Source organism: Methylocystis sp. JAN1, from assembly GCF_052186135.1.
GTDB lineage: Bacteria > Pseudomonadota > Alphaproteobacteria > Rhizobiales > Beijerinckiaceae > Methylocystis.
In genome coordinates this window covers 1,434,564-1,459,855 of sequence record NZ_CP181499.1, presented here as the reverse complement: position 1 = coordinate 1,459,855, position 25,292 = coordinate 1,434,564, and the positions used below count along the sequence as shown (strand labels likewise).

Here is a 25,292-nt window from a genome sequence, read left to right as displayed (position 1 = left end):
TTTGCGCCGCCGCCCCGCATACCCCGCGCCAGCAAGACATTCTCCAGACAAGCGGGACGGATATGGGCTTCAAATGCGGCATTGTCGGTCTGCCGAACGTCGGCAAATCGACCCTCTTCAACGCGCTCACGCAGACCGCTGCGGCGCAAGCCGCGAATTATCCCTTCTGCACCATCGAGCCCAATGTCGGCGCGGTGGCGGTGCCCGATCCGCGCCTGGATAAGTTGTCCGAGATCGCGGGCTCCAAGCAGATCATCCCCACCCAGCTCACTTTCGTGGACATTGCCGGCCTCGTACGCGGCGCCTCCAAGGGCGAGGGGCTCGGCAACCAGTTTCTCGCCAATATCCGCGAATGCGACGCCATCGCCCATGTCGTGCGCTGCTTTGAGGATGGCGACGTCACCCATGTCGAGGGCGGCGTCGATCCGATCCGCGACATCGAGACGATCGAGACCGAGCTGATGCTCGCGGACCTCGAAAGTCTCGAAAAGCGCGTCGTCGCGCTCGAAAAGAAGGCCAAGGGCGGCGACAAGGAGGCGAAAGAGCAGGTCGACCTCATGAATCGCTGCCTCGCGCTGCTGCGCGAGGGCAAGCCCGCGCGCATGGCGCAGGTCTCCGAGGAAGAGCGCAAGACCTTCGAGGGGCTGGGGCTCCTGTCGTCCAAGCCCGTCCTTTATGTCTGCAATGTCGAGGAAGAGTCCGCAGCCGAGGGCAACGGCAACTCGGCCAGGGTCGCGGCGCGCGCCAGGGAAGAGGGCGCGGCTTCGGTCGTGGTGTCGGCCAAGATCGAGAGCGAAATCGCCGTGATGCCGCCTGAGGAGCAGAAGGATTTTCTGGAGGCCGTCGGCCTGACCGAGCCCGGCCTCAACCGCGTCATCCGCGCCGGCTACGAGCTCTTGCGCCTCATCACCTATTTCACCGTCGGCCCCAAGGAAGCGCGCGCCTGGACGATCGAGAAAGGCACCCGCGCCCCGGCGGCGGCGGGCGTGATCCACACGGATTTCGAAAAGGGCTTCATCCGCGCCGAGACGATCGCCTATGACGACTACGTCGCCAACAAGGGCGAAGCTGGCGCACGGGACGCCGGACGGCTACGGCTGGAGGGGAAGGAATATGTGGTCTCGGATGGGGATGTAATGCATTTCAGGTTCAATACGTGACGTATTGACGGGCGGAAGCCGCGAGCGAATATTTGCTCCCCAGGAGCTAGCCCCGATGACGTCAATACCCCCCAACTGCCCGACGAGACCTTGAGCAAACTCGACCTTCTGGCGAAGAAGCTCGACCGCTCGCCTGCGTTGGTAGCAACTCAGGCGATCGAAGACTTCGTCAGGCTGGAAGAATGGCGCGTTCGCGAGATAGAGGCGGGCCTCGCGGATGCAGAGGCGGGGGATTTCGCTTCTCCCGAGGACGTCGCACGGATCATGGCCAGGTTCGCCGCCCGCACTTCATGAGCTTGCGCAACATTGTCTGGACCCGGCGTGCGCTCAGGCGCCTTGAACAGATCGGCGTCTATATCACCAAGGACAGCCCTCAGTCGGCGTCCCGCGTCGTCGCCCGAATCAGCTCCGCGACTGCGGGCTTGCCGGCGAAATCCTGACGATCATCCACACGGCTCAAAAATGGCCGGATGATTTATAGAAAAAGCGATGCCCGCGCCTTCCTCACCCCTTCGACAAATTATCGATCCGCTTGTTCAGCTCGTCGAGCTGCTTCTTCAGCTCCGCCACGTCGCCGCCCTCCTTGGCGACAGGCGCCACGCCCTCATGCTCGTCCAGCGACGGCCCGGTCGTCCCGCTCACGCCCTCGGTCGGCAGGCCGAAGGGGTTGAACATGGTCAGCGCCTGGCGGAACACGGCCATGTTCTTGCGGGCCTGCTCCTCCATCGCCTGGAAGGCGGCGCGGGTGGGTTCGGTGAAGGGGCCGGCGGGCAAGGCCGAGGAGATCTGTTCGCGGAACTTCTGCTGCTCCTTGGTGAGCTTGTCGATGGAGAACTCCAGATAGCTCGGCACGAGCATCTGCATCGAGTCGCCGTAGAAGCGGATGAGCTGGCGCAGGAAGGCGATCGGCAGCAGGCTCTGGCCGTCCTTGCCCTCCTGCTCGAAGATGATCTGGGTGAGAACCGGGCGGGTGATGTCCTCGCCGGTCTTGGCGTCGCAGACGACAAAATCCTCCCCCCGCTTCACCATGGCGGCAAGGTCTTCGAGGGTGACGTAAGTGCTTGTTCCCGTGTCGTACAAACGACGGTTGGCGTATTTTTTGATGGTGGTCGGTTTCTTCTCGGTCGCCATACGCCTGACAGTGCTCCCCTCGCCGTCCGGGCAGCCTAAAAAAAGGTCAAGCCCAGCCGGTTGACGATAGACGCATTTTGGCGCCTGCGGCAATATTTTCCTCGTCAGAGCCTTTCGCTCACCCTCAAATCCGTGCAAAACGGGCCGCGGCTTGACGAACGCAAGCGCGAAGTGCTCAACCACATCCGCCCCGGCCGGGCGCTTACGGGGCTTGCAGAGCCCGACCAATCTTAAAGGGAGACAGATATGACGACCGATATCGTGATCGTTTCCGCGGCGCGCACCGCCGTTGGATCGTTCAACGGAGCCTTCGCCACGGTTCCGGCCCACGAGCTCGGCGCCGCTGCTGTCAAGGCCGCTCTTGAGCGCGCCAAGGTCGACTCCAAGGATGTCTGCGAAGTCATTCTCGGCCAGGTTCTGACCGCGGCTCACGGCCAGAACCCCGCCCGGCAGGCCGCCATCAAGGCGGGCGTGCCGGACAGCGCCACCGCTTTCGGCGTCAATCAGGTCTGCGGCTCAGGCCTGCGCGCCGTGGCGCTCGCCGCCCAGCAGATCCACGCCGGCGACGCCCAGATCGTCGTCGCGGGCGGCCAGGAGTCCATGTCGCTCTCGACCCACGCCTCCCATCTGCGCGCCGGCACCAAGATGGGCGACGTCAAGTTCATCGACACGATGATCATGGACGGCCTCACCGACGCCTTCAACAACTACCACATGGGCATCACGGCCGAGAACGTCGCCAAGAAGTGGCAGATCACGCGCGAGGAGCAGGACGCTTTCGCCGTCGCCTCGCAGAACAAGGCGGAAGCCGCCCAGAAGGCCGGCAAGTTCAAGGACGAGATCGTCCCCTACACCATCTCGACCCGGAAGGGCGACGTGGTCGTGGACAGCGACGAATACGTCAAGCACGGCGTGACCCTCGACGGCGTCGCCAAGCTGAAGCCCGCCTTCAGCAAGGACGGCACGGTGACGGCGGCGAACGCCTCGGGCATCAATGACGGCGCCGCGGCGCTCGTCGTCATGTCCGCCGCCGAAGCGGCCAAGCGCGGCCTGACGCCCCTCGCCCGCATCGCTTCCTGGGCGACCGCCGGCGTCGATCCGTCCGTGATGGGTTCGGGCCCGATCCCGGCGTCGCGCAAGGCGCTGGAGAAGGCCGGCTGGAAGATCGCCGATCTCGACCTCATCGAGGCGAACGAGGCCTTTGCGGCTCAGGCCATCGCGGTCAACAAGGACATGGGCTGGGATCTCGCGAAGGTGAACGTGAATGGCGGCGCCATCGCCATTGGCCACCCGATCGGCGCCTCAGGCGCGCGCGTGCTCGTCACCCTGCTCCATGAGATGGGCCGCCGCAACGCCAAGAAGGGCCTCGCCACGCTCTGCATCGGCGGCGGCATGGGCATCGCGCTGACCGTCGAGCGGTAAGAACGGACCGCGAGCCTTTCAGGCTCGCTTTTTCCCGGCGCTGTCGACATGCGAGCCCAAAGGCTCGCGGTCCAGCGCCGGATTTTCTTTAGGACCGGAAACAGAGGAGACACCCATTATGGCAAGAGTTGCAGTTGTCACGGGCGGCACCCGCGGCATTGGCGAGGCGATTTCCAAGGCGCTGAAGGCCGCCGGCTACAATGTCGCCGCGACCTATGCCGGCAATGACGAGGCCGCCAACAAGTTCAAGGCGGAGACGGGCATTCCGGTCTACAAGTTCGACGTTTCCGATTACGACGCCTGCGCAGCGGGCGTCGCCGCCATCGAGAAGGATCTCGGTCCGGTCGAGGTGCTGGTCAACAACGCCGGCATCACGAAGGACCGCCTGTTCCACAAGATGGAGCTGGCGCAGTGGCAGGCGGTGATCAACACCAATCTGAACTCGCTGTTCAACGTCACGCGCCCGGTCATCAACGGCATGCGCGACCGCGGCTTCGGCCGCATCATCGTCATCTCGTCGATCAACGGCCAGAAGGGCCAGGCGGGTCAGACCAACTACTCCGCCTCCAAGGCCGGCGACATTGGCTTCGTGAAGGCGCTGGCGCAGGAGTCCGCCTCCAAGGGCATCACCGTCAACGCGATCGCGCCGGGCTATATCGCCACCGAGATGGTGAAGGCCGTTCCGCAGGACGTGCTCGACAAGCACATCCTCCCCTATATCGCCGTCGGCCGTCTCGGCGAGCCGGAAGAGATCGCGCGCGCGGTCGTGTTCCTGGCCTCGGACGACGCGGGATTCATCACGGGTTCGACGCTGACCATCAATGGCGGCCAATATCTGACCTAGAGCGCGGCGCGCGCCGCCTGCGTTCAGGCGATTCCGCCAAACGCAGCGCGATCCATCATTCGCGAAATCCGCGGGAAATGGCCGGCCGATGCGCCGGCCATTTTATTGGGGACGTTGGCTCCTGCGTGCGACGCTGGATACAATTAGTCTTGACTTTCCGCTTTCGAGGGTTTTCTCGCATGACCCCGGCGCCGCCGCAATATACAAAAGCCCTTATGAAAAACGCGGCGCGGCGCGGCCGGCCCCTCGCGGCCGCACTCAACGCGGGCTTTTTCGCATATGTGGCGTACTGGCTCTATGAAAACGTCAGCTACAAAGAACTTCTGACCGAGTTCCGACAGATTGCGCCGAGCGCGATTTTTCTCGCGATGGCGATGAATTTGTGCGTTCTATCCTTTTACGGGCTACGCCTCGCGGCCATATTGCGCGCCAAAACGCTTCCCTGCTTCCTCATCGCCAATATCGGGTTCACCTTCAACAGCCTCATCCCATTTCGCATCGGCGAAGGCGTGAAGATTTATTTCGGCGCTACATATTTCGGCTGCCCCGTCGGCGGCCTCGGCGCCGCGATCGTGATGGAGAAGCTTTACGATCTTTCGGCCATCCTCATCCTGGCTGCGACAGTCGGCTCCACGTCAAAAGCGACGTTCATCGTCCTCGGACGTCCGACCATCTTCGCGCTGGCGCTGCTCCTCATTGGCTGCGGCGCGCTGATCGTCTGGCTGAGGCGGCGCGGCGCGATCCCGCATCCATCCGAATGGCGCTTTTTGGCGCGGGCTCGCATGAAGATCTTCTTCGAGCAGGCGGAATCCTCGCTCGAAAAACAGAACGCCTCCAGAGCCGCGCTTTTCACGACATTGATATGGACGACAAATGTCTGTCTCGTCCTGCTTCTGTTTCGTTCCGTTCTGCCGGGAGTGCAGTTCGGCTTTCTCGACGCCATGACGTTGCTGGTTATTGGCGCGCTGGCGATCGCCGTTCCAACGAGCCCCGCCGGCCTCGGCATTTTCGAAGCGGGGATCGTCGGCTATCTGACCAGCGCGCTCGGCGTTCAGAAGGAGCGAGCGATCTCAGCCGCCCTCGCCTATCATCTTTCCATCACCGCGCCGCATACGATCATCGTCGTCGTCTTTCTCGGATCGATGTTTCTGCGACAGTTGAAGACGCGGTCGATGTGACGGCGTTTCGCGCGCCGCCTTAAACGCCTCGTGCGCCGCCGCACGGAATTGGAAGCCGGTCGTTCCTAAAAACGCGCTCAACAAGACATCGAAATCGGAGCGTGAAATGAACCGCCTTCCCGCCGCCAGGAAATTCGCTTCCATCTTCTTTTTCGGCGCCGCCGCGATGATCGGCGCCGCCTCCCTGCCGCAAGCGGCGGAAGCCCGCGCCTTCGTGCATTATCATTCCGACCTGGCGCCCGGCACGATCCTGGTCAGCGAACATGAACGCCGGCTCTACCTGATCGTCGATCAGGACGACGCCATCGAATACAAGGTCGCGGTCCCGAAGGCCGGCAAGGAATGGTCGGGCGTCGTCCAGATCAACGCCAAATATGTCGCGCCCGACTGGACGCCGCCGGAAGACGTGAAGCACGACCATCCCGAACTGCCCGAGGTGATCCCCGGCGGCGCGCCGAACAATCCCATGGGCGTCCGCGCCATGACGCTGAGCGAAGGGCAGGTCGCCATTCACGGCACGACGCAGAAGATGCGCGCCTCGATCGGCTCCGCGGCGTCTTACGGCTGCATCCGCATGCTGAACGAGGACATTGTCGACCTCTATGACCGCGTCGCCGTCGGCGCCACCGTGGTGATGACGCCGTAAAAGGCCTTGTCGGGAAGCGTCAACCATCGTCGCCGGCGCCTATCGACATGTCGGCGGATTCCGTTTAGAACATCGTTCATGAATATCGTTCACGGAGCTGTTCGATGTCCCGCGTCCCGCTGTCGCTCAAGCTGGCCTTCACCGCCTTCATGGCGCTGTTGATCCCCGTCTACTGGTGGAATTACGACCCAACCAATTTTCTTTATTTCTGCGACATGGCGCTGCTGCTGACGCTTGTCGGCGTCTGGCTGGAGAGCCCGCTTCTCGTCTCCATGCCGGCCGTCGGCATCCTCGCCCCGCAGATACTCTGGGTCGCGGATTTCGGGCTGAACCTGTCCGGCTTCCATCTCACGGGCATGACCGATTACATGTTCAACCCGGCGACGCCGCCGCTGCTGCGCGGCCTGTCGCTCTTTCACGGCTGGCTTCCCTTTCTGCTCGTCTATCTCGTCTGGCGCCTCGGCTATGACCGCCGGGCGCTCCTCTCCTGGACGGCGCTGGCCTGGGGGCTGATGCTCGTCTCCTATTTCTTCCTGCCCGGCCCGCGGCCGGACGCCGGCCTCACGCCGGTCAATGTCGACTACGTCTTTGGCCCGAGCGACGCCGCGCCGCAGACATGGATGCCCCCATGGGCGTGGCTGACGCTCTTGATGCTCGGACTGCCGCTTGCGCTGTTCACGCCCGTCCATCTTGTGATGAACAGATGGCGCGGCGCCGAAGCCTGATTAAGCCGGGCCCGGCGCTGCGACCTGTTCGTTTCCGGCCCCGCCCCCTATCCTGCGAGCCGGGCTGGTTGGCCCGCATGCGCGGCGACAATGTCGCGCGCCTGCTTGCCGACGACTTCGGCGAGATGGTCGAAACGCGCCTGGAAGAAACCCGCGCCCGCCGTCGCCGAGCGCAGCTCGACGATGAGATTGTCCATCTCGGCTTCCGGGATCAGCGCCTCGAGCTTGTCCCAGCCTTCCCAGCCTTCGCGCGGGCCGAAGCCCATGATCTGCCCGCGTCGCCCGGAGACGAGCCCCGTCGCGCGCGACATGGCGTCGTTCGGCACGAATATGTCGACGGCGAGGATCGGCTCCAGCAGGATCGGCTCGGCCTTCCCCAGCGCCTCGCTCATGCCGATGCGCGCCGCCGTGCGGAAGGCCATGTCGGAGGAGTCGACCGTATGGTATGAGCCGTCCGTCAGCACGGCCTCGACATCCACCACGGGGAAGCCGAGCGGACCATGCGTCATGGCGTCCTGGCAACCGGCCTCGACGGAGGAGAAATACTGCTTCGGCACTGCGCCGCCATGCACGCGCTCGGCGAAGGCGAACCCCTCGCCGCGTCCGCGCGGCGCGACTTCCAGCACCACGTCGCCGAACTGGCCGTGGCCGCCCGACTGCTTCTTGTGGCGCCCGCGCACCGTCACCTTGTGGCGGATCGTCTCGCGATAGGCGACGGTGGGCTTCGACACGTCCACCGCGACGCCGAAGCGCGATTGCAGCCGCTCCAGCGCGACGCGCAAATGCATCTCGCCCTGCCCGTAGAGCTTGATCTGGGACATCTCCTGGTCATGCACGAAGACGAGCGAAGGGTCTTCCTCAACGAGCTTCGCCATCGCCGCCGCGAGGCGCATCTCGTCCTTGCGGTCCTTCACGGCAAGGGCCAGCGCGTGGACAGGATCCGGGATCGGCGCGCGGGTGACGAGCCTGGCGCCGTCGGCCTTCCCGTCCGCCACGACCGCGTCGCCCGTATGCGCATGTTCGAGGCGCCCGAGCGCGACGACGTCGCCGTCCCTGGCGTCGTTCGTCTTCGATATGCTGGCGCCCATCAAGCGCGACAGCCCGGAGACGCGATCCTCGCCGTGAGCGGAGACGACCGTCTGTCCGTCCGCGATTGCGCCGCGCAGCACCCGGGCGACGGAAAGCTTGCCGCCATGCGACGTGTGAATCGTGCGCAGAATGCGCGCGAGCGGCGGCCCGCTTTCGGCGATCCCGAGGCGCGCCCGCGTCTCCGCGACCCCAGGCGCTTCGTGACGCAGCGCCTTCAACAGGCGCGTGACGCCCGCGCCGCGTTCCGCCGAGCCGATGAAGACCGGCGCGACCAGCCCGGCGCGCAGCTCCTTGGTGAGATCGTCGAAAACCTGATCGCGCGGCGGCTCGATGTCGGAAATCAGCTCCTCCATCAGCGCGTCGTCGTAATCGGCGAGGCGCTCCAGCATGGAGTAGCGCGCTTCCTTCTCCAGCGCGGCTTCGCCCTGCGGAATCTCGATCACCTCGGAGGGCGCGTGCTCGCGATAGACATAGGCGCGCTCCAGCGCGAGATCGATGAAGCCCACCGCGACGCCGTTGTTCCAGATCGGGATCTGCCGCAGCAGAAGCGGCGTGCGCGATGCAGGCTGCAAAATCGACAGCGCGGACCGCATGTCGATCGACGCCGCGTCGATCTTGTTCAGGAACAGAAGATGCGGAACGCCGAGCTCCTCCAACTGGCGCAGCGTCAGTTGCAGCGCGGGAATCTTGCGCTCGTCCGCCTCGCAGACGACGATCGCGGCGTCGACGGCGGGAAGAACGTTCTTCGCGTCATGCGCGAATTCGACGGAGCCGGGAAGATCGATGAACGTATAGCGATCGCCCATGTAGTCGACGGTCGCGACATTGGCCTCGACGCTCATCCTGTGAGCGCGCGCCTCGGGGCTCGCATCGCCGACGCTCGCGCCGTCGACGACCGATCCCTGTTTCGGGATGGCGCCTGCATGGGCGAGGATCGCTTCGAGAAGAGTTGTCTTGCCGCATTGGAAGGGACCGGCCAGCGCGATCAGGCGCGGACCGCGCGCTCTCGCTTCGTGGGAGAAGGTCGTGTCACCCATTCTATCCTCCCTATGTAACGCTGCCTCTTATTGGGACTTCGTCGCGTCATGGTCCCACCATGTTCTTCCTCGCGCAAGAATAAACCGCGCCGCGCCGCCATGCGGCCTGGCGTCACGCAGGCAGAAGCCCGGCCCGGCGCCGCCACGCATCCGCCCAAGGCTTCCCCGCATGGGCAAACCACGCTAGAAGCGCAATCGACTTTCGCAGGAGCCAGAGAGAATGCGTCCCAGCAAGCGCGCGCCCGACGAGATGCGCCCGGTGAGTTTCGAGCGTGGCGTCGCCCGCTACGCCGAAGGCTCATGCCTCGTGAAGTTCGGAAATACGCATGTATTGTGCGCCGCAACTTTGGAAGACAAACCGCCGCCATGGCTGCGCGGCCAGGGACGCGGCTGGGTCACCGCGGAATATTCGATGCTGCCGCGCGCGACGCATACGCGCACGCGCCGCGAATCCTCGGCCGGCAAGCTTTCCGGACGCACGCAGGAAATCCAGCGCCTGATCGGCCGCTCGCTGCGCGCCGTGACCAATCTGCCCGCGATCGGCGAACGCCAGATCGTGCTCGACTGCGACGTGATCCAGGCGGATGGCGGCACGCGCACGGCCTCCATCACCGGCGCCTGGATCGCCTTGCGCGATTGTTTCGAATGGATGCGCTCGCGCTCCATCATCAAGGAGAACCCGCTGCGCGACCATGTGGCGGCCGTCTCCTGCGGCATCTTCAACGGCGCCCCGGTCATCGATCTCGATTACGCCGAGGATTCGACCGCGCAGACCGACGCGAATTTCGTGATCACCGGTTCTGGCGGACTCGTCGAGATTCAGGCCACGGCGGAGGTCGCCGTCTTCTCGCCCGACGAACTCTCCGCCATGCTGGCGCTCGCGCAGAAGGGCGTGTCCGATCTCGTTGCGCTGCAAAAGGCGGCGTTGGGCTGACGCTCTTCCCGAAGGCGTATTCGAGAGGGAAGGCGCCGGGCGCGCGAGCGGCATGAATCTCAAGAAAGCCCTCAATCAGGAAGCCAACACGAAGCGCCCCGCCGCCAGGTTCCAGCGCGAGGCATGAAGGGAGGTCCGGGACGCCCCGGCCCCGTTCGGCCGAGGTGTAATGGTTTTATGCGCACCGGAGCCAAAGCGTCCCGGACACGGTCTTTATGACGCGCACCTTTCCCTGCGGAGAACCTCGCTCCCGGGCACGGTCCCTGACAGGACCGCTTCTTTCCCGCCCGGCGTTCACCGCCGGACGAGCGCGCGCTCGAACGCCGCAGGCAATTTATGTCCTGCAGTTTTCCTATGCCGCCTTCCCTCGAGCGCGGGCTTCCTTTTCAGAAGGCCCCGCGACAGGCTGGAGAGAACATTAAGGCCCAGCTTTTTTCGCGCGATTTCTCACGCGCCCCCTGCCAGGGGAGCCCGACCGACGACCCGCCCACGCCCGCCGAAAGGCCTCGGCAGACGCTTGACCGACCCCGCCGCGCCGCCGGCCATGACGACGCCCCTTAGGTGACGAGGCGGGGGCAGGATGAAGGAGGTTTGGGGGAGTGGGGATAAGTTTTTGCGGGCGCGTTTCTGTCAGGGATGACCCCGGTCGTTCAAGCAAGCCGCCCTCAAGCATACTCGCCCCGTTTTGTAGGGCGATCGGGTGAACGACAATTTCGGACATTAGCCGCCCAATACCTCCCCTTTACGGGGAGGTCGGCGGTCGAAGACCGCCGGGTGGGGTTCGCGCCGCCATTACATTGATGGAGCTTTACCCCACCCGACCCCGTAAAGGGGAGGGATTCGCTCACGCCCAGCGTTCACCCGATCGCCCTACCCCTTTCGCCTCCCTTGCAACGCGAACGTCCCCGGCGGTATTCTGGATCATCCGTCAAGGTTGAGGCCGCTGAAAGCGCCCTCATCCAGCCCCGCTTCGCGGGACTGCGTTCTCCCGCAAGCGGGAGAAGGAGTGCACGTTTTCTGGAGGCCTACGACAATCGCCCTCATGACCCACCGCAAGATCCACGGCAAGCTCGTCATCGCAACGCACAATCCCGGCAAGCTGTGGGAGCTTCAGCAGCTCCTCGCGCCACATGGCGTCGACGCCGTTTCAGCGGGCGATCTCGGCCTGCCGGAGCCGGAGGAAACCGAGACGACCTTCGCCGGCAATGCGCTGCTCAAGGCCCGCTCCGCCGCAATGGCTGCGCGGCTTCCCGCTTTCGCAGACGATTCCGGCCTCTGCGTCGACGCCCTCGACGGCGCGCCGGGCGTATATTCCGCGCGTTGGGCGGGCGAAAACAGGGATTTCAAGGCGGCCTGCGAACTCGTGCGAAAAAGATTGGAAGAGCGCGGCGCGACGCCGCCTTTCCGCGCCAATTTCACCTGCGCGCTCGCGGTTGTGTGGCCCGATGGCCGTACGGAGGAATTCGAAGGCCGCGTCGACGGCGTGCTGGTCTTCCCGCCCCGGGGCGACAAGGGTTTTGGTTACGACCCCATCTTCAAGCCCGACGAACTTGACAAGACCTTCGGCGAGATGATGTCGGCCGAAAAGCATGCGCTGCCCGGCGACGGCTCGCGCGCGCTCTCGCATCGGGCGCGCGCCTTCCAGGCGCTGGCGAAGGCGTGTCTCGATTAGCGTTTACCCGCGACTCGTCGCTGCGACGACCGCAACGCTCCCGCCGTCATGCCCGACGCGCGGGCGTGCTGTGCTGGAGCGCATGCGCCATCCAAGACGCTGCGCTGCGTGGAGAGCCGGGACAAGCCCAGCCATGACAGGGCGGAAGCGGAAGTCGAAACCGCTGATTGCGTCACTCCTCCGCTCGCGCAAATGAGCTCGGCGCCCATCCGTCGCGCCCCTCGACAAGCCCAAACTCAAGCCGCCCATTCCGGGGAGCGCCGCCGTCTGCGCCTCTTTCTCTTGGCGCGGGCCTGTGCGTTACTATCTTCCGACAAACGAGAAGCGCGACAGCGCGCTCCGCCGAGGAAACCCGAGGAAGCGCCCCCATGACCAAGCACGAGACTTTCGTCGCCGCAAAGCCGCCCTTCGAGGCGCGCTACGGCAATTTCATCAATGGCGAATGGGCCGACGCGAAGTCTGGCCGCGCCTTCGACAACATCTCGCCCGTCACCGGCCGGAAGGTCTGCGAGATCGCCCGCTCCGACAAGGACGACGTCGAGGCCGCGCTCGACGCCGCGCACGCCGCCAAGGACGCCTGGGGCAAGACCAGCACGAGCGAGCGCGCGCGCATCCTCAACAAGATCGCCGACCGCATGGAGGAGAACCTCGCGCTGCTCGCGACGGCCGAGACCTGGGACAATGGCAAGCCGATCCGCGAGACGCTCGCCGCCGACGTTCCGCTCGCCATCGACCACTTCCGCTATTTCGCCGGCGCCGTGCGCGCGCAGGAAGGCGGCATTTCCGAGATCGACCATGACACCGTGGCCTATCACTTCCATGAGCCGCTCGGCGTCGTCGGCCAGATCATCCCCTGGAATTTCCCGCTGCTGATGGCGGCGTGGAAGCTCGCGCCAGCGCTCGCCGCCGGCAATTGCGTGGTGCTGAAGCCCGCCGAGCAGACGCCCGCGAGCATTCTCGTCTGGGCGGAGGTTATCGGCGATCTTCTGCCCAAGGGCGTGCTCAACATCGTCAACGGTTTCGGCCTCGAGGCCGGCAAGCCGCTCGCCTCCTCGAACCGCATCGCCAAGATCGCCTTCACCGGCGAGACGACGACGGGCCGCCTGATCATGCAATACGCCAGCCAGACGCTCATCCCGGTGACGCTGGAGCTCGGCGGCAAGTCGCCCAACATCTTCTTCGAGGACGTCGCGCGCGAGGACGACGACTATCTCGACAAGGCGGTCGAAGGCTTCGTGATGTTCGCGCTCAACCAGGGCGAGGTCTGCACCTGCCCGAGCCGCGCGCTCATTCACGAAAAGATCTACGACCGCTTCATCGAGCGCGCGCTGAAGCGCGTCGCCGCGATCAAGCAGGGCAATCCGCTTGATCCCGAAACGATGATCGGCGCGCAGGCCTCATCCGAGCAGCTCGAAAAGATCCTCACCTATATCGATATCGGCAAGCAGGAGGGCGCCAAGGTGCTTGCCGGCGGCGAGCGCAATACGCTCGAAGGCGACCTCGCTGGCGGCTTCTATGTGAAGCCCACCGTGCTTGAAGGTCACAACCGCATGCGCGTCTTCCAGGAGGAAATCTTCGGCCCCGTCGTGTCGGTGACGACCTTCAAGGACGACGAGGAAGCCCTGCACATCGCCAATGACACGCTCTACGGGCTGGGCGCCGGCGTGTGGAGCCGCGACATCAATCGCTGCTACCGCTTCGGCCGCGCGATCCAGGCGGGGCGCGTGTGGACGAACTGCTACCACGCCTATCCGGCGCATGCGGCCTTCGGCGGCTATAAGCAGTCGGGCATCGGGCGCGAAAATCACAAGATGATGCTCGATCACTATCAGCAGACGAAGAACATGCTGGTGAGCTACAGCCCCAAGAAGCTGGGATTCTTCTGAGGGGTCGTCCCCTCTCCCCGCTTGCGGGGAGAGGGTTAGGGTGAGGGGCAAAGCCACGGAAGCGACTGACACAAGTGAACAACGTCGCTCAAGACCCAACATGCGTGCCGTCGCCTGCCCCTCACCCCTGCCCTCTCCCCGCAAGCGGGGAGCGACTATCTGGTCTGTCAAGGATGGACTGGAGGGAAAGCGTCCCTGGCTTCTCTTGCTCTTGCGTTGAGGATGACGAGAAGTTTTCGGGCGAGGGCGATTCGGGCGACCATTTTGGGTTTTCCCTTCTGGATGAGGGCGTTGTGGAAAGCCTTGAGCTTCTCGTCGAAGCGCATTGCGATGCCGGCGACGAGGAAGAGGATGGAGCGAACGCGGGCGCGTCCGCCGCGGATGTGGCGATTGCCCCTGCGGGCGCCGCTGTCGTTGGCGATGGGGGCGAGGCCGGCGAGCTTAACGATCGCCTTGTTGGAATAGACGCCGATCTCCGGGAGCTCGGCGAGGAGGCGGGCGACAGTGCGGTCGGCGACGCCCTTGACGCTGCGCAGGGCGGCGTCGAGGCGCGCCCAGAGCGGATCCTTTTCGATTTCGGCGGCGATCTCCTTCTCGAAGCGGCGGGCCTCCGCATCGAGGAAGGCGATGACGGCCTCGATGCTGCCGCGCGCGAGAGCGTCGCTTGTCGTATGGCGGCGCTGCTTTTGCGTGACGAGGTCGGCGACGATCTGCGAGAGACGCGTGGTCAGCGCCTCGAGACGCTGCTGGGCGTCGCTGGGCGGCTTTGTCTCGACGATGTTGAGGGCGCGGGCGGCGCCGGCGATGAGGCGGGCGTCGATCGCGTCGGTCTTCTCCAGCGCGCCGGCCGCCTTGGCGAAGTCGCGAACCTGGCGGGGATTGACGCGCGCGCAAGGTAGGCCGCTTTTCCAGAGCAGGAGAAAGGCGAGCTTTTCGAGGCCGCCGGTGGCCTCCATGGCGACGAGCGCGACGCCGTGCTCTCGGCAGAAGCCGGCGAGCGCGTCGACGCCCTCGGCGGTGTTGTCGAAGGCGGCGGCGACGTTGGGCCCAGCGACGAAGACGTCGAGGCGCGCCTTGGAAACGTCAACTCCACAAATGATCTTTGCCACGGTAACCTGCCTTGTGCGTGCGATTGCAAATCAAGCGACTGTTCGGTCGTGCGCAGCTGCGGCGACGATCCCAGGCTCCCCGACGGTTGTAGCCAAAGGGTGGGCGGGCGACATCGCCGCGCGTCGGGAGGGATGGCCATCCCTCCCGACGCAGGTCGCTTGAATCTCACAAATCCGTTGATAGGCAGATACAAGAGGGAGTATGGGCGTTGCCCGGAGAGTAACAGGGAGGGGGCCTTGGAACCCGTTACAATTCCACAAAGAGTCGCCGCCACGCCCGCCGCGCTCGATCTCGTCGCGCGCCTGACCCAAGAGCACGGCCCCGTCATCTTCCACCAGTCCGGAGGCTGCTGCGACGGCTCCGCGCCCATGTGCTATCCGCAAGGCGATTTCCTTGTCGGCGACAATGATGTGAAGCTCGGTGAAATCGGCGGGGCGCCCTTCTTCATCGGCGCGGCGCAATTCGATTACTGGAAGCACACGCAACTCATCATCGATGTCGTCCCCGGCCAGGGCGGCATGTTCTCGCTCGATAATGGAACCGGCAGCCGATTCCTGACGCGTTCGCGCCTTTTTTCGGACGAAGAGCTTGCGGCGCTTGTACGATGAGGCTGCACTCTACAAAGCAAGTTTTCTATTGTTGACGCATTGTTGAAATAACCTAACGTCTCGCTGGCCTGTCGCAAGTTTCCAGGAGAACCAGACATGTTGCAGGACTTCAAAGAGGCTCCCATGACCGCAACGCATGCCGCCGAAAGATCGGCCGGAAACGTCGCGCCGCGGAAGTTCGACGCGATACGCTATCATGTCCGCACATGCAGCCTCGGCCTCGCATTGGTCGCGACCAGCGACAAGGGCGTCTGCTCGCTCTGGTTCGGCGACGCCGCCGAACAATTGCGCGACGAGCTGCGCGCCCGATTTCGCAAGGCCACGCTCGTCGAGGCGGATGACGACAGAGACAACCTCGCCGCCGCCGCCCTTGCACTGATCGAAGCGCCCGGCTCGCCGGTCTCCTTCCCGATCGACGCGCGCGGCACGCCGTTCCAGCGCCGCGTCTGGGAGGCGCTGCGCGCCATTCCGCCGGGTCAAACGGCGAGCTACGCCGACGTCGCGAAAGCCATCGGCGCGCCGGCGGCGACGCGCGCGGTCGCCGGCGCCTGCGCGGCGAACCCGGTCGCCATCGCTATCCCCTGCCATCGCGTGCTGCGCAGCGACGGCGCGCTCTCCGGCTATCGCGGCGGCGTCGAGCGCAAGCGCGCCCTGCTCGCGCGAGAAGGCGTCGCGGTTCCGGACTGATCGCCTCCAGCCCGACGCAAGCGCCGCGCCATAGTGTCGCTTGTATCGGGCTATGCGAGGCGGACGATGGAGCCGGTCTATCTCTTCAATCTCATCGACCAGCAAAAAAGCTGGCTGTCGACGCGACAATCTCTTGTCGCGCAGAACATCGCCAATGCGGATACGCCCGGCTACAAGGCGCTGGACGTGCCGCCCTTTGCGCGCCTCATGGAGCGCAGCGCGCTCGACATGGCCGGCGCCGATCCGCTGCATATGCGCCCCTCTCCCGCCGAAACGCTCTCCGCCGCCATGCGGCCCGCCGAGGGCTGGGAAACGACGCATTCCGGCAACGGCGTGTCCCCCGAACTCGAAATGATAAAGGCTGGCGAAGTGCGCAGCGCCTTCGCGCTCGACACGAACCTCATGCGCGCCTTCCATGGCATGTGGATGTCGACGGTGCGCATATGATCGATCCGCTGGACGCTTCGTTGAAAATCGCCGGCGCCGGGCTTGCCGCCCAATCGGCGCGCCTGCGCGTCGTTTCGGAAAACATGGCCAACGCCCAGTCGACAGGAAGAACGCCCGGCGCCGATCCTTACGCGCGCAAGACGATTTCCTTCGTCAACGAGCTCGAGCGCGCCAGCGGCGTGCGCCTGCTGCGCGTCGGCGCGATCGGCGTCGATCCCACCCCCTTCGCCGTCGAACGCGATCCGGGCAACCCCGCCGCCGACGCCAATGGGGACGTGAAACGCCCCAACGTCAATCTGCTCGTCGAAATGGGCGATATGCGCGAAGCCAATCGCGCCTATGAAGCCGATCTGCAAATCATGAAGCAGACGCGCGACCTCCTCTCCATGACCGTCGACCTCCTGAAAGGCGCCTGATGCTCCCGCTCGCTCCCATCGCCGCCGCTGCCGTCGGACCGCTTGCCGAAACCGCCATTGCGTCGGCGCCGCGTCTTGCCGCAGGCGCCGGAACCGCGGCCGCGTCGTTCGGCGACATCCTGCAACAATTCGCCGGACAAACCGTCGACTCCCTCAAGAATGCAGAGGCCGCGTCCATCTCCGGCGTCGAAGGCAAGGCCCCGGTTCAGAACGTGGTGAGCGCCGTGATGCAGGCGGAGCGCGACCTGCACGCGGCCATCGCGCTGCGCGACAAGGCTGTCGCCGCCTATCAGGAAATCAGCCGCATGGCGATTTGAGGGGCGTTCATCATGAGAGCACTCGCCATCGCTGCGACCGGCATGAGCGCGCAGCAGCAAAATATCGAAGTCATTGCGCACAACATCGCCAACATCAACACGACCGGCTTCAAGCGCGCCCGCGCCGAGTTCACCGATCTGCTCTATCAGACCGAGCGCGTTCAGGGCGTCTCGAATCGCGGACGCGACGCGACGGTGCCGCAGGGCGCGCAATTCGGCCTCGGCGTGCGCACCGCCGCCGTGCGCAGCCTGCAACAGCAGGGCGCGATGACCAACACCGGCAACGCCTACGATCTGAGCCTCAACGGACACGGCTGGTTTCAGATCCTCGGGCCCGACAGCGAAACGCTCTACACCCGCGCCGGCTCCTTCAGCGCCAACGCCAACGGCCAGCTCGTGACCGTCGACGGCTATCAATTGAGTCCGACCATCACCGTGCCGAACAACACGCTGAACGTCACGGTGAGCCAGACGGGCGTCGTTTCCGCCATCGTCGCCGGGCAGACGCAGCCGCAGCAGATCGGGCAGCTCACCATCGCCACCTTCCCCAACGATGCGGGGTTGGAGGCGCTCGGCGGCAATCTTTTTCGCCAGACCTTCGCCTCCGGACAGCCCGTCGTCGGCGTGCCTGGCGATCCGGGCTTCGGCGTCGTGAATCAGGGCTATCTCGAAAGCTCCAATGTCGATCCCGTGAAGGAGCTTGTCAGCCTGATCGCCGCGCAGCGCGCCTTCGAGCTCAACTCAAAGGTCATTCAGGCCGCCGACGAAATGGCGGGCACGGTCTCGAAAGGCATAAGATGAAGCGGCGTCGCAACCTCCTTGCCGCAATGGCGACCGCCGCCGCCGTCATGCAGGCGGCCGCGCAGGAGAAGCTGCCCGTTGCGCGCGTCACGATTTATCCGGGGGATCTCATCGCCGAGTCGATGCTCGACGAACGCGCCTTCGCGCTCGCGCCCGGGTCCGGGCCTCTTTATGCGCGCGCGCGCGAAGCGCTGATCGGCAAGATGGCGCGCCGCACCCTGCTCCCCGGCCAACCGATCCCGACAATCGCCCTCGACAATCCGCGCATCGTCGCCGTCGGCGCGCAGATCAAGATCGTCTTCGCGGAAGACGGCCTGCAGATCGTGGCCTATGGCGTCGCCCAGCAGGCCGGCGGCGTGGGCGATCTCATTCGCGTGCGCAACCAGGACAGCGGTCTCTTCGTTTCCGGGCGAGTCCAAAGCGACGGCTCCGTCCGCGTCGGCGAGGGATAATGAAGCGCCGCGCCATTCTCTGCGTCTTGCTGGTTCTTGCATCATCCTCACGCGCCGATGTCCGCATCAAGGACATCACCGCGCCCATCGGACCGCGCGACTATCAGCTCGTCGGCTACGGGCTCGTGATCGGCTTGCAAGGCACCGGCGACACGCTTCGCAACGCGCCCTTCACCGAACAGTCGACTTCCGCTCTGCTCGATCGCATGGGCGTCAATGTGCGGCCCAACAACAGCATGCGCACGCGAAACGTCGCGGCCGTGATGGTGACGGCTGCGCTGCCGCCCTTCGCGAGCTGGGGCTCGACGATCGACGTCACCGTCTCCTCCATGGGCGACGCCACGTCACTCATGGGCGGCACGCTGGTGCTGACCTCGCTAACGGGGCTCGACGGCGCCGTTTACGCCGTGGCGCAGGGGCCGATCGCCGTCTCCGGCTTCTCCGCGCAGGGCCAGAACGAGACGCTCACCCATGGCGTCGCGACCGTCGGCCGCATTCCCAACGGCGCGACGATCGAGCGCGAGCCGTCACGCCCGAGCGTTTCGGCCGATGGACAGCTTGTCCTGCAATTACGCAATCCAGATTACACGACTTCCGTGCGCATCGCCGACGCCGTCAACAAATTTTCGCGCCAGCGCTACCGCATGGCCCTTGCGCATGAGCGAGACGACCGCAGCGTTTTGCTTTCGCTTCCAAAGGGGACGCAAGCCACGCGCCTCCTTGCGGAAATCGGCGAGTTGCGGGTCGCGGTCGAAACGCCGGCCCGCGTCGTCATCGACGAACGCACCGGAACGGTCGTCATCGGCGCCGACGTGCAGATTTCGCCCGTGGCCGTCACCCATGGCGGCCTCACGGTGCGCATCACCGAAACCCCCGAAGTCTCGCAGCCCGCGCCCTTCTCCAACGGCCGCACGACGGTGACGACGCAAACGACCGTCTCCGCCGCGGAGCAGACCGCGCAGGTCGCCATGCTCGCGGGCCCCACATTGAAGCAGCTCGTGAAGGGCCTGAACCAGATCGGCCTGAAGCCGACCGGCATTATCTCCATCCTTCAGGCGATCAAGAGCGCGGGCGCGTTGCAGGCGGATCTCATCATTCAGTAACCGCGTCGCGGCGACAGCTGATTGAGGAAGTGGATCAGCTCCGCGACCGGCCGGTAGAAATCCTGCGGAATCATTTTATCGACCTCGACGAAGTCGAACATCGCCCGCGCCAACTCCTTGCGCTCGAGCACCGGAATGTCGTTCGCCTCCGCAATCTCTCTGATCTTCAGCGCGACAAGATCCTTGCCCTTCGCCAGAACGAGCGGCGCGCCGCCTTCCTCGCGCACGTAACGCAGAGCGATGGCGTAATGCGTCGGGTTCGCGATGACGAAACTCGCTTTCGGCACCGCTGCGATCATGCGCCGGCGCGAGCGATCCATGGCGAGAGAGCGCATGCGCGCTTTCACCATCGGATCGCCCTCCGCCTGTTTGAACTCGTCCTTCAGCTCCTGCCGGCTCATGCGCAGATCGCGCCGCCACTTGAATTTCGCCCACGCGAAGTCGGCGACCGCGACAACGGCGAGAGAGAGGGCGACGACGCTCGTGAGATGGATGAGAAGCCGCAGCGCCAGAACCGGGAGAGCGCGCGGCTCCATTCGCATCGCGTCAATATAGGCGGCGCGATCGCTTTGGACGACGATCGCCACCGCGACGCCTATGGCGGCGATCTTGACCGCCGCCTTGACAAGTTCGATTGCGCCGGAGACGCTGAAAATCCGCTTCCACCCAGCCGCAGGAGATATGCGCGACAGGTCCGGCGCGACGCGATCCACGACGATGCGTGGAGCGCCCTGAATGAAAGAAGCGGCGACGCCGGCCAGCGTCAGGGCGAGAAGCATCGGCGTCGCGAAGCGCGCCATTTCGAAGGTCACGACCTGCGCATATCGGTAAGAGTCGGAATCGGCCCGAATCCGCAAGGCTCCGGAATTCGCGAGGAGAAGCCCGAGGGACTCCGCGAATCGCGGACCGTCGGACGCGAGAAGAAACGCGAAACAGGCGAGCAGCGCGAAGACGCCAAACGCCGTGGCGATATCACGCGAAACGGGCGATCGCCCTTGCTCGATCGCGTCCGCTATCTTCTTTTCTGTCGCCTCTTCCGTTTTGGATTCGGCGTCTTCCGCCTCGGACACGTCGTCCCTCTTACCGCTCCGGCGCGTCGGCCGAAAGGTCGATCAATCCTTGGCCCGCGAGCCGCAGGACGAGGTTGGCGATTTCGCGCTGCGCCGCGAGCACTTCCTTGCGCGGCGGCTCGGCCGGCGACGCAAGCTCGGCCTCCACCATGCGGCGCGTGCGCGCGGAAAGGCAGGGAAGCGTCGCTTCGCGCATCGCGGCGCCGCCGCCCCGTAGCGCCAGGATCACGCGATCCGTCGGCGCCTGGTCGAAGATCAACATGCGCGCGCGCTCGCCCAGTCCGACAATGTCGTCGAAAGAGAACAGCAGCGTCTTGAGCTGTTCGGCCAGCATCGGCTCCGCCTCCGCGAGACCGGAGAGGATTTCATTGATCTGCTCGCGCTCCAGCTGATTGACGATCCCCGCGACCTTGGCGTTCGCCTCGGAAGTCGAGGGCGCATTGGTCGTGGCGAAAAGCTCCGCCTGCAAGGCCTCTTCGATGAGGTGCAGGATCGGGTCGGCGGGCGGCCTGGAGATGAGCATCCGCCGCATCGCCTGCGCCCGCAAGGACGCGGGCAATTCCGCGAGCACCCCAGCCGCGCCCGCCGGATCCACGTTCCCGAGCACGATCGCGATGGTCTGCGGATGCTCCGCGGAAAGGTGATCCGCGAGCATTTTCTCGGGCAGCGCGGCGACGCGGCGCCACAGATATTTGTTCGAGCTTCCGCGAACGTCGGACATGATGTCCGCCACTTCTTCATCCGGCAACACGCTCGCGAGCAGGTCTTCGGCAAGCGCCGGACCGCCGACGAGATCGGGTTCGGCATGCCGGATTTCCTCCACGAGACCGGCGCAGATCTCGTCGAGCGTCGTCTTCGGCACCGAACCGAGATTGGCCGCCACGCGGGCGACTTTTCGCAATTCCTTCTGATCGAAATGCTTCAACACGCGGCTCGACGCGTCGCGATCCAGTGCGAGCAGCACCGCGGCGACCTTCTCGGCGCCGCCGAGCGGTCCACGCTTTTCCGGCACGGGATGATCCGTCATGGGTCCTGGCGCGCTGATCAGCTTACGCGCTCATGCTGGGCTTCGCAAATCTCGGTCAGGGAAACGCCGAAGCGCGCGCCGTCTTCCTCCACAACAACGACCTCTCCGCGCGCGATCGTGCGCCCGTTCACGACGACGTCGACCGGATCGCCGACGCGATGATCGAGCGGAACCACGGCGCCTCGCCCAAGTTTCAGAAGGCTGGAGACGGGCAGCGTCGCCGAACCCACCACGACCTGAAGAACGACGGGAATCCGCAGGATCGAATCGATGCGCCGCGCCTGAATTTGCGCGTCGTCCTGTGGCTTCGCGCCGCCTTCCGGCGCGCGCCTCGGCTGGGCTCCGCCCTGATCAAGCTCGACATTGCTCATCGTCGACATTTCCCTTCACCCGGTCAGACGCCCAGAATGTTCTCGATGTAGGATTCGCGCTCATCCGAAAATTCCTCGAGGCGCACCGTATATTTTCCGTCTTTCTGCCCGAGCGTGCACCAGAAGAGCGTGCGCCCTTCGGAGACGACGCGGATCGGACTCGTCGGCGCGATCGGCAGCCGCAACACGTCTCCGATTTCGAGGCGGGCGATGTCGCCCAGCGTGAAGCCGCGCGCCTCGATCTTCACATCCGCCCTTACTTCCGTGCGCACGATGTTGTCATAGAGGTCGACCGACCATTTCTCGTCGGTCGCCGGCCCGTCGGCGTCGGGCAGGCGCGCCAGAACGTTGCGGAACGGGTCGAGAGCGGCGCGCGGCATGGCTAAAAATGCGAAACCCGCGTGCTCGCGATATTGGAGATTCATGCGGACGAGCACCGCAACGGCGGCTTTCGGCCCCAAAGAAAAAAAACCGGCCTCCTCCGCGCCCCAGTCCCGTTCGAAGGAAACGGACGCAAGCGATGACAAAGCGTCCGCAACGCCGTCGAAGAGTTTTTGCGCGGCGAAGCCGAGGATCGCATCCTCTATGCGCGTGAGCGGACGCTCCGCAAGCGGCTCGACAATGCGCGAGCCGAGCAGCAGCTCGAAAGCCAGGGACCGGAAAGCGCCGTCGACCGCCAGCGCGGCGCGGGCGTCGAAGCCGTCGCCGCGAAAGACGAGCGTCGTCCCGAGGCGGCCGTAGCGGTCGGTCAGATCGCCAACGCGCACGGCCTCGAGACCGTCAATGGAAAGGACGGCGCCATCGGCATAGTCGCCAAGGAAGCGCGAGAAACTGGCGACCGCCTCTTCGACGATGAACGCCAGCCCCGGCATGCGGTCGAGCGTCGCCTCGCCGATGAGAACAAGCGGCTCCTCGGCGCCGCCGCCGAGCGTCTCGTGGCTTGTCATGCAGCCTCCGCCATAGCCGCGCCGCCATTCAACGTCTCGCTTTCAACCTCGTCGATCGTCGGCCGATCATGCGCGGGGATCGACTTGCGTCCATGTTCGACCGCGACCTGCGGCAGCGCGCCATTCATGAAGGCGAGCAGCGTCTGCTTGATGATGAGGAAGACATGGCACTCCTTGCTGCGCGCGACCTTCACCTTGTAGGCGAGCGGCGTCATGATCCCGTAGGAGACGAAGATGCCAGCGAAGGTGCCGACCATCGCGGCGCCGATCAGCCCGCCGAGCAGCTCCGGCGACTGGTCGAGCGCGCCCATCGCCTTGATCACGCCGAGCACCGCCGCGACAATGCCGAGCGCGGGCAGGCCATCGCCGATCGCCGTCAGGGCCTGATAAGGCTTCAGCTTGTCATGCTTGATCGCCGAGATTTCCTCGTCCATGAGATTCTCGATCTCGAACGTCTTGACGTTCCCGATGATGTAGAGACGGCAATAGTCGCAGATGAAAGTGGTGATCTCCGCGTTTTTGAGCACATTAGGAAAGGCCGCGAACAGCGGCGACTCGCCGGGCTGGTCGATATGAGCCTCGACTTCCGTGCGCGACTTGCTCCGCAGCTCGCGCATGAGAACATGCAGCAGCCCGAGTATGTCGAGATAGTCGCGGCGTTTCGGCGTCCGTTCCAGCACCGCTTGCACAATCGCCTTGCCCGTGTCCTTGATGACCTTTGTTGGATTGGCGACGATGAACGTGCCGAGCGCCGAGCCCATGATGATCACGAACTCCCAGGGCTGCCAAAGTACGATCAAATGTCCGCCGAGGGCGGCGAATCCACCAAGCATGCAACCCATGGTCACAATGAGACCGATGACGAAGCTCATTCCATCACGCTCTATTTTCCCGTCAGGACAAGGTCTGGATAAGTTATGGGACTTACCCCAGCCTGATCTGCGGCCTCATCGCCTGCAGAACGCGTCCGCCTCCCGCGTCCATGCGCCAAAGCCGCTCGCGATCATGTTGCGAATGACCGCGCAAACATAGCTGCGCTGCGCCGGCGCGTTGCCGGGGCCCGCGTGATAGCGCGCGACAGCGGCGGTCCACGACCCTTCGCTTCGTCTCAGCGACTTCAGAAAGCGCGCGGCGTAGTCGACGTTCCGCGCCGGATCGAGCATCTCTTCGACCGAGGCGAATTGACGTCCGTGCCAGCGGTAGTTGATCTGCATGCAGCCGAGATCGACGAGCCTTTCGCCGCGACGCTGGACGGCGCCGAAGGTCGCGAGCGCGTCTTCGCGCGTCGCATTGAAGACCGGGCGTCCGTGGACGTTCATCGCGTAAGCATGAAGCGCGCCGCGCTGCCCCGTCTCGGTCAGGGCGACCGCATAGAGAACCGCGACAGGGACGTCGTTCCGCCGCGCGGAACGCGTCATCTCCGCTTCGCATATATTTTCGTCCGCAAACGACGTGTCACAAAACGAGGCCGACAGGAACGAAAGAAGGAGGATCGTCGCGCGGCGGCGGCGCCCGCTTCCCGGCATTTTGCCTTCCCTGCCGGTTTGATCCTTCATCATTCGAAAAGCTCCGGTCGAAATCGCTTGCGCTTTCCGCGGGCGCATCCGGCGTTGCGACGGATGGCGACGCAGGCGGCGACACCCGCACCTCATAGGCGTCCAGCGACAATCCCTTGTCTCCGATCGCGCTGGAAAGCTTCTCGCGCGCTTCCAACAAAACCGGCGCCGCGGCGAGCTGCGCGTCCATTCGGATTTCGATACGCGAATGCGTGATTTTCATGCGCACGCAGATCGGCCCCATCGCCGCTGGTTCGATATCGAAAGCGAGGATTTTCAACGCCTCCCCGCGAATCGGCGCCGGCAAGGCGGTATGGCGCGCGATGGGAGCGCCATCCTGGCTTATGGCCGACCGGATTTCCGAGACGGCGCGGTCGATGGCGAGCGGAAGATGAACTGAGAACTCGCTGATGTGTATTCTTGGCGCGCCGATTGCTGCGTCCAGCATGGAGGGCGCGCCGAGCGCGGCGGGAGGTTCCTGCTCATCTCCTGCGGCCCGCTCTTTGGAAGCCCAGCGCTTCGCGTCCGTCGGTCCGCCATCCGAAAGCCATGCGTGAAAGCCATTCGCTTCGGCGGAAGCGTCCCGGACGACGAGGCTTGCGGAGCGTGTGGTTACAGGCGAAGCGCTTTCGCTCGCGGCCGGCGCCTGTTCGACT

General features: G+C 64.9%; 28 protein-coding genes. 18 read left to right on the top strand and 10 right to left on the bottom strand.

Translation table 11 applies throughout. The annotated features are described in order from the left end of the window. Positions 1-62: 62 nt before the first annotated feature. The gene (ychF, locus tag ACNHKD_RS06870) at positions 63-1,160 is read left to right on the top strand and encodes a redox-regulated ATPase YchF (RefSeq protein ID WP_442756330.1); all 1,098 of its coding nucleotides are present in this window, start codon (positions 63-65) and stop codon (positions 1,158-1,160) included. A gap of 90 nt (positions 1,161-1,250) precedes the next feature. Then, positions 1,251-1,454 carry a CopG family ribbon-helix-helix protein gene (locus ACNHKD_RS06865; protein ID WP_442756329.1) on the top strand — a complete coding sequence of 68 codons (204 nt, stop codon included), beginning with the start codon at positions 1,251-1,253 and terminating at the stop codon, positions 1,452-1,454. 210 nt (positions 1,455-1,664) lie between these two features. Here the strand turns inward: ACNHKD_RS06865 and phaR are convergent, their stop codons facing one another. After that, positions 1,665-2,291, bottom strand: a complete 627-nt coding sequence (gene phaR, locus ACNHKD_RS06860; protein WP_442756328.1) for a polyhydroxyalkanoate synthesis repressor PhaR — start codon at positions 2,289-2,291, stop codon at positions 1,665-1,667. Between the two features lie 246 nt (positions 2,292-2,537). Here phaR and ACNHKD_RS06855 point away from each other — a divergent pair, with 246 nt between their 5' ends. From ACNHKD_RS06855 to ACNHKD_RS06835, 5 genes are all read left to right on the top strand, one after another. Then, positions 2,538-3,713 (top strand): acetyl-CoA C-acetyltransferase, encoded by a 1,176-nt coding sequence (locus ACNHKD_RS06855; RefSeq protein WP_442756327.1) that lies wholly within the window; start codon positions 2,538-2,540, stop codon positions 3,711-3,713. Positions 3,714-3,831: 118 nt separating this feature from the next. Continuing rightward, positions 3,832-4,557: an acetoacetyl-CoA reductase gene (phbB, locus tag ACNHKD_RS06850; protein ID WP_442756326.1), complete on the top strand. Its 726-nt coding sequence runs from the start codon at positions 3,832-3,834 to the stop codon at positions 4,555-4,557. Between the two features lie 215 nt (positions 4,558-4,772). Next, positions 4,773-5,735 (top strand): lysylphosphatidylglycerol synthase transmembrane domain-containing protein, encoded by a 963-nt coding sequence (locus ACNHKD_RS06845; protein ID WP_442756325.1) that lies wholly within the window; start codon positions 4,773-4,775, stop codon positions 5,733-5,735. Positions 5,736-5,841: 106 nt separating this feature from the next. Then, positions 5,842-6,381 (top strand): L,D-transpeptidase, encoded by a 540-nt coding sequence (locus ACNHKD_RS06840; RefSeq protein WP_442756324.1) that lies wholly within the window; start codon positions 5,842-5,844, stop codon positions 6,379-6,381. Between the two features lie 104 nt (positions 6,382-6,485). Continuing rightward, the gene (locus ACNHKD_RS06835; protein WP_442756323.1) at positions 6,486-7,106 is read left to right on the top strand and encodes a hypothetical protein; all 621 of its coding nucleotides are present in this window, start codon (positions 6,486-6,488) and stop codon (positions 7,104-7,106) included. Between the two features lie 47 nt (positions 7,107-7,153). Here ACNHKD_RS06835 and ACNHKD_RS06830 read toward each other — a convergent pair whose 3' ends face one another. Continuing rightward, positions 7,154-9,232, bottom strand: a complete 2,079-nt coding sequence (locus tag ACNHKD_RS06830; protein ID WP_442756322.1) for an elongation factor G — start codon at positions 9,230-9,232, stop codon at positions 7,154-7,156. A 220-nt stretch (positions 9,233-9,452) separates the two neighbouring features. Between ACNHKD_RS06830 and rph the strand changes: the two genes are divergently transcribed. The 3 genes from rph (at position 9,453) to adh (ending at position 13,724) form a co-directional block, all read left to right on the top strand. After that, positions 9,453-10,166: a ribonuclease PH gene (gene rph, locus ACNHKD_RS06825; protein ID WP_442756321.1), complete on the top strand. Its 714-nt coding sequence runs from the start codon at positions 9,453-9,455 to the stop codon at positions 10,164-10,166. Between the two features lie 1,042 nt (positions 10,167-11,208). Continuing rightward, positions 11,209-11,838, top strand: a complete 630-nt coding sequence (rdgB, locus tag ACNHKD_RS06820) for an RdgB/HAM1 family non-canonical purine NTP pyrophosphatase (RefSeq protein WP_442756320.1) — start codon at positions 11,209-11,211, stop codon at positions 11,836-11,838. 368 nt (positions 11,839-12,206) lie between these two features. Next, complete coding sequence (gene adh, locus ACNHKD_RS06815; RefSeq protein ID WP_442756319.1) at positions 12,207-13,724, top strand: aldehyde dehydrogenase; 1,518 nt, start codon at positions 12,207-12,209, stop codon at positions 13,722-13,724. Between the two features lie 167 nt (positions 13,725-13,891). Here adh and ACNHKD_RS06810 read toward each other — a convergent pair whose 3' ends face one another. Beyond that, positions 13,892-14,833 (bottom strand): IS110 family transposase, encoded by a 942-nt coding sequence (locus ACNHKD_RS06810; protein ID WP_442753623.1) that lies wholly within the window; start codon positions 14,831-14,833, stop codon positions 13,892-13,894. A gap of 237 nt (positions 14,834-15,070) precedes the next feature. Between ACNHKD_RS06810 and ACNHKD_RS06805 the strand changes: the two genes are divergently transcribed. From ACNHKD_RS06805 to flgI, 8 genes are all read left to right on the top strand, one after another. Continuing rightward, positions 15,071-15,442: a DUF779 domain-containing protein gene (locus tag ACNHKD_RS06805; protein ID WP_442756318.1), complete on the top strand. Its 372-nt coding sequence runs from the start codon at positions 15,071-15,073 to the stop codon at positions 15,440-15,442. Positions 15,443-15,565: 123 nt separating this feature from the next. Further along, positions 15,566-16,129 (top strand): methylated-DNA--[protein]-cysteine S-methyltransferase, encoded by a 564-nt coding sequence (locus ACNHKD_RS06800; protein ID WP_442756317.1) that lies wholly within the window; start codon positions 15,566-15,568, stop codon positions 16,127-16,129. A 33-nt stretch (positions 16,130-16,162) separates the two neighbouring features. Next, positions 16,163-16,576 (top strand): flagellar basal body protein, encoded by a 414-nt coding sequence (locus ACNHKD_RS06795; RefSeq protein ID WP_442756316.1) that lies wholly within the window; start codon positions 16,163-16,165, stop codon positions 16,574-16,576. After that, a complete protein-coding gene (flgC, locus tag ACNHKD_RS06790; protein WP_442756315.1) occupies positions 16,573-16,992 on the top strand; it encodes a flagellar basal body rod protein FlgC in 420 nt (139 codons plus the stop codon). Before ACNHKD_RS06795 ends, flgC begins: the two co-directional genes overlap by 4 nt. Continuing rightward, positions 16,992-17,309, top strand: coding sequence for a flagellar hook-basal body complex protein FliE (locus ACNHKD_RS06785; RefSeq protein ID WP_442756314.1), 318 nt, complete (start codon positions 16,992-16,994; stop codon positions 17,307-17,309). Before flgC ends, ACNHKD_RS06785 begins: the two co-directional genes overlap by 1 nt. A gap of 12 nt (positions 17,310-17,321) precedes the next feature. Next, positions 17,322-18,110 carry a flagellar basal-body rod protein FlgG gene (flgG, locus tag ACNHKD_RS06780; RefSeq protein WP_442756313.1) on the top strand — a complete coding sequence of 263 codons (789 nt, stop codon included), beginning with the start codon at positions 17,322-17,324 and terminating at the stop codon, positions 18,108-18,110. After that, entirely contained in the window at positions 18,107-18,562 is a 456-nt protein-coding gene (gene flgA, locus ACNHKD_RS06775) for a flagellar basal body P-ring formation chaperone FlgA (RefSeq protein WP_442756312.1), read from the top strand. Before flgG ends, flgA begins: the two co-directional genes overlap by 4 nt. Continuing rightward, positions 18,562-19,665, top strand: a complete 1,104-nt coding sequence (gene flgI / locus ACNHKD_RS06770) for a flagellar basal body P-ring protein FlgI (protein WP_442756311.1) — start codon at positions 18,562-18,564, stop codon at positions 19,663-19,665. Before flgA ends, flgI begins: the two co-directional genes overlap by 1 nt. On the opposite strand, the gene ACNHKD_RS06765 is transcribed toward flgI, so the two are convergent. The 7 genes from ACNHKD_RS06765 to ACNHKD_RS06735 form a co-directional block, all read right to left on the bottom strand. Next, positions 19,659-20,735 carry an EscU/YscU/HrcU family type III secretion system export apparatus switch protein gene (locus ACNHKD_RS06765; RefSeq protein WP_442756310.1) on the bottom strand — a complete coding sequence of 359 codons (1,077 nt, stop codon included), beginning with the start codon at positions 20,733-20,735 and terminating at the stop codon, positions 19,659-19,661. The two genes, flgI and ACNHKD_RS06765, sit on opposite strands and share 7 nt — an antisense overlap. Before the next feature lie 10 nt (positions 20,736-20,745). Beyond that, positions 20,746-21,762, bottom strand: coding sequence for a flagellar motor switch protein FliG (locus tag ACNHKD_RS06760; RefSeq protein WP_442756309.1), 1,017 nt, complete (start codon positions 21,760-21,762; stop codon positions 20,746-20,748). Positions 21,763-21,779: 17 nt separating this feature from the next. Continuing rightward, complete coding sequence (gene fliN / locus ACNHKD_RS06755; protein ID WP_442756308.1) at positions 21,780-22,142, bottom strand: flagellar motor switch protein FliN; 363 nt, start codon at positions 22,140-22,142, stop codon at positions 21,780-21,782. Between the two features lie 14 nt (positions 22,143-22,156). Then, positions 22,157-23,080, bottom strand: a complete 924-nt coding sequence (locus ACNHKD_RS06750) for a FliM/FliN family flagellar motor switch protein (protein WP_442756307.1) — start codon at positions 23,078-23,080, stop codon at positions 22,157-22,159. Next, entirely contained in the window at positions 23,077-23,952 is an 876-nt protein-coding gene (gene motA, locus ACNHKD_RS06745; protein WP_442756306.1) for a flagellar motor stator protein MotA, read from the bottom strand. The genes ACNHKD_RS06750 and motA overlap by 4 nt, the downstream gene beginning before the upstream one ends. Positions 23,953-24,027: 75 nt before the next feature. Then, positions 24,028-24,606: a transglycosylase SLT domain-containing protein gene (locus tag ACNHKD_RS06740; RefSeq protein ID WP_442756857.1), complete on the bottom strand. Its 579-nt coding sequence runs from the start codon at positions 24,604-24,606 to the stop codon at positions 24,028-24,030. Continuing rightward, positions 24,536-25,084, bottom strand: a complete 549-nt coding sequence (locus ACNHKD_RS06735; protein ID WP_442756305.1) for a hypothetical protein — start codon at positions 25,082-25,084, stop codon at positions 24,536-24,538. Before ACNHKD_RS06735 ends, ACNHKD_RS06740 begins: the two co-directional genes overlap by 71 nt. Positions 25,085-25,292 lie beyond the last annotated feature (208 nt).

Coding starts and splice junctions, on each gene's coding strand:
- ACNHKD_RS06800 (WP_442756317.1), top strand. CDS start 15,566: ATGACCGCAACGCATGCCGCCGAAAGATCGGCCGGAAACGTCGCGCCG.
- phaR (WP_442756328.1), bottom strand. CDS start 2,291: ATGGCGACCGAGAAGAAACCGACCACCATCAAAAAATACGCCAACCGT.
- ACNHKD_RS06740 (WP_442756857.1), bottom strand. CDS start 24,606: ATGCCGGGAAGCGGGCGCCGCCGCCGCGCGACGATCCTCCTTCTTTCG.
- fliN (WP_442756308.1), bottom strand. CDS start 22,142: ATGTCGACGATGAGCAATGTCGAGCTTGATCAGGGCGGAGCCCAGCCG.
- rph (WP_442756321.1), top strand. CDS start 9,453: ATGCGTCCCAGCAAGCGCGCGCCCGACGAGATGCGCCCGGTGAGTTTC.
- flgA (WP_442756312.1), top strand. CDS start 18,107: ATGAAGCGGCGTCGCAACCTCCTTGCCGCAATGGCGACCGCCGCCGCC.
- ACNHKD_RS06760 (WP_442756309.1), bottom strand. CDS start 21,762: ATGACGGATCATCCCGTGCCGGAAAAGCGTGGACCGCTCGGCGGCGCC.
- flgI (WP_442756311.1), top strand. CDS start 18,562: ATGAAGCGCCGCGCCATTCTCTGCGTCTTGCTGGTTCTTGCATCATCC.
- flgC (WP_442756315.1), top strand. CDS start 16,573: ATGATCGATCCGCTGGACGCTTCGTTGAAAATCGCCGGCGCCGGGCTT.
- ACNHKD_RS06835 (WP_442756323.1), top strand. CDS start 6,486: ATGTCCCGCGTCCCGCTGTCGCTCAAGCTGGCCTTCACCGCCTTCATG.
- ACNHKD_RS06845 (WP_442756325.1), top strand. CDS start 4,773: ATGAAAAACGCGGCGCGGCGCGGCCGGCCCCTCGCGGCCGCACTCAAC.
- phbB (WP_442756326.1), top strand. CDS start 3,832: ATGGCAAGAGTTGCAGTTGTCACGGGCGGCACCCGCGGCATTGGCGAG.
- ACNHKD_RS06855 (WP_442756327.1), top strand. CDS start 2,538: ATGACGACCGATATCGTGATCGTTTCCGCGGCGCGCACCGCCGTTGGA.
- ACNHKD_RS06830 (WP_442756322.1), bottom strand. CDS start 9,232: ATGGGTGACACGACCTTCTCCCACGAAGCGAGAGCGCGCGGTCCGCGC.
- adh (WP_442756319.1), top strand. CDS start 12,207: ATGACCAAGCACGAGACTTTCGTCGCCGCAAAGCCGCCCTTCGAGGCG.
- flgG (WP_442756313.1), top strand. CDS start 17,322: ATGAGAGCACTCGCCATCGCTGCGACCGGCATGAGCGCGCAGCAGCAA.
- ychF (WP_442756330.1), top strand. CDS start 63: ATGGGCTTCAAATGCGGCATTGTCGGTCTGCCGAACGTCGGCAAATCG.
- ACNHKD_RS06750 (WP_442756307.1), bottom strand. CDS start 23,080: ATGACAAGCCACGAGACGCTCGGCGGCGGCGCCGAGGAGCCGCTTGTT.
- ACNHKD_RS06840 (WP_442756324.1), top strand. CDS start 5,842: ATGAACCGCCTTCCCGCCGCCAGGAAATTCGCTTCCATCTTCTTTTTC.
- ACNHKD_RS06785 (WP_442756314.1), top strand. CDS start 16,992: ATGCTCCCGCTCGCTCCCATCGCCGCCGCTGCCGTCGGACCGCTTGCC.
- motA (WP_442756306.1), bottom strand. CDS start 23,952: ATGAGCTTCGTCATCGGTCTCATTGTGACCATGGGTTGCATGCTTGGT.
- ACNHKD_RS06735 (WP_442756305.1), bottom strand. CDS start 25,084: ATGCTGGACGCAGCAATCGGCGCGCCAAGAATACACATCAGCGAGTTC.
- rdgB (WP_442756320.1), top strand. CDS start 11,209: ATGACCCACCGCAAGATCCACGGCAAGCTCGTCATCGCAACGCACAAT.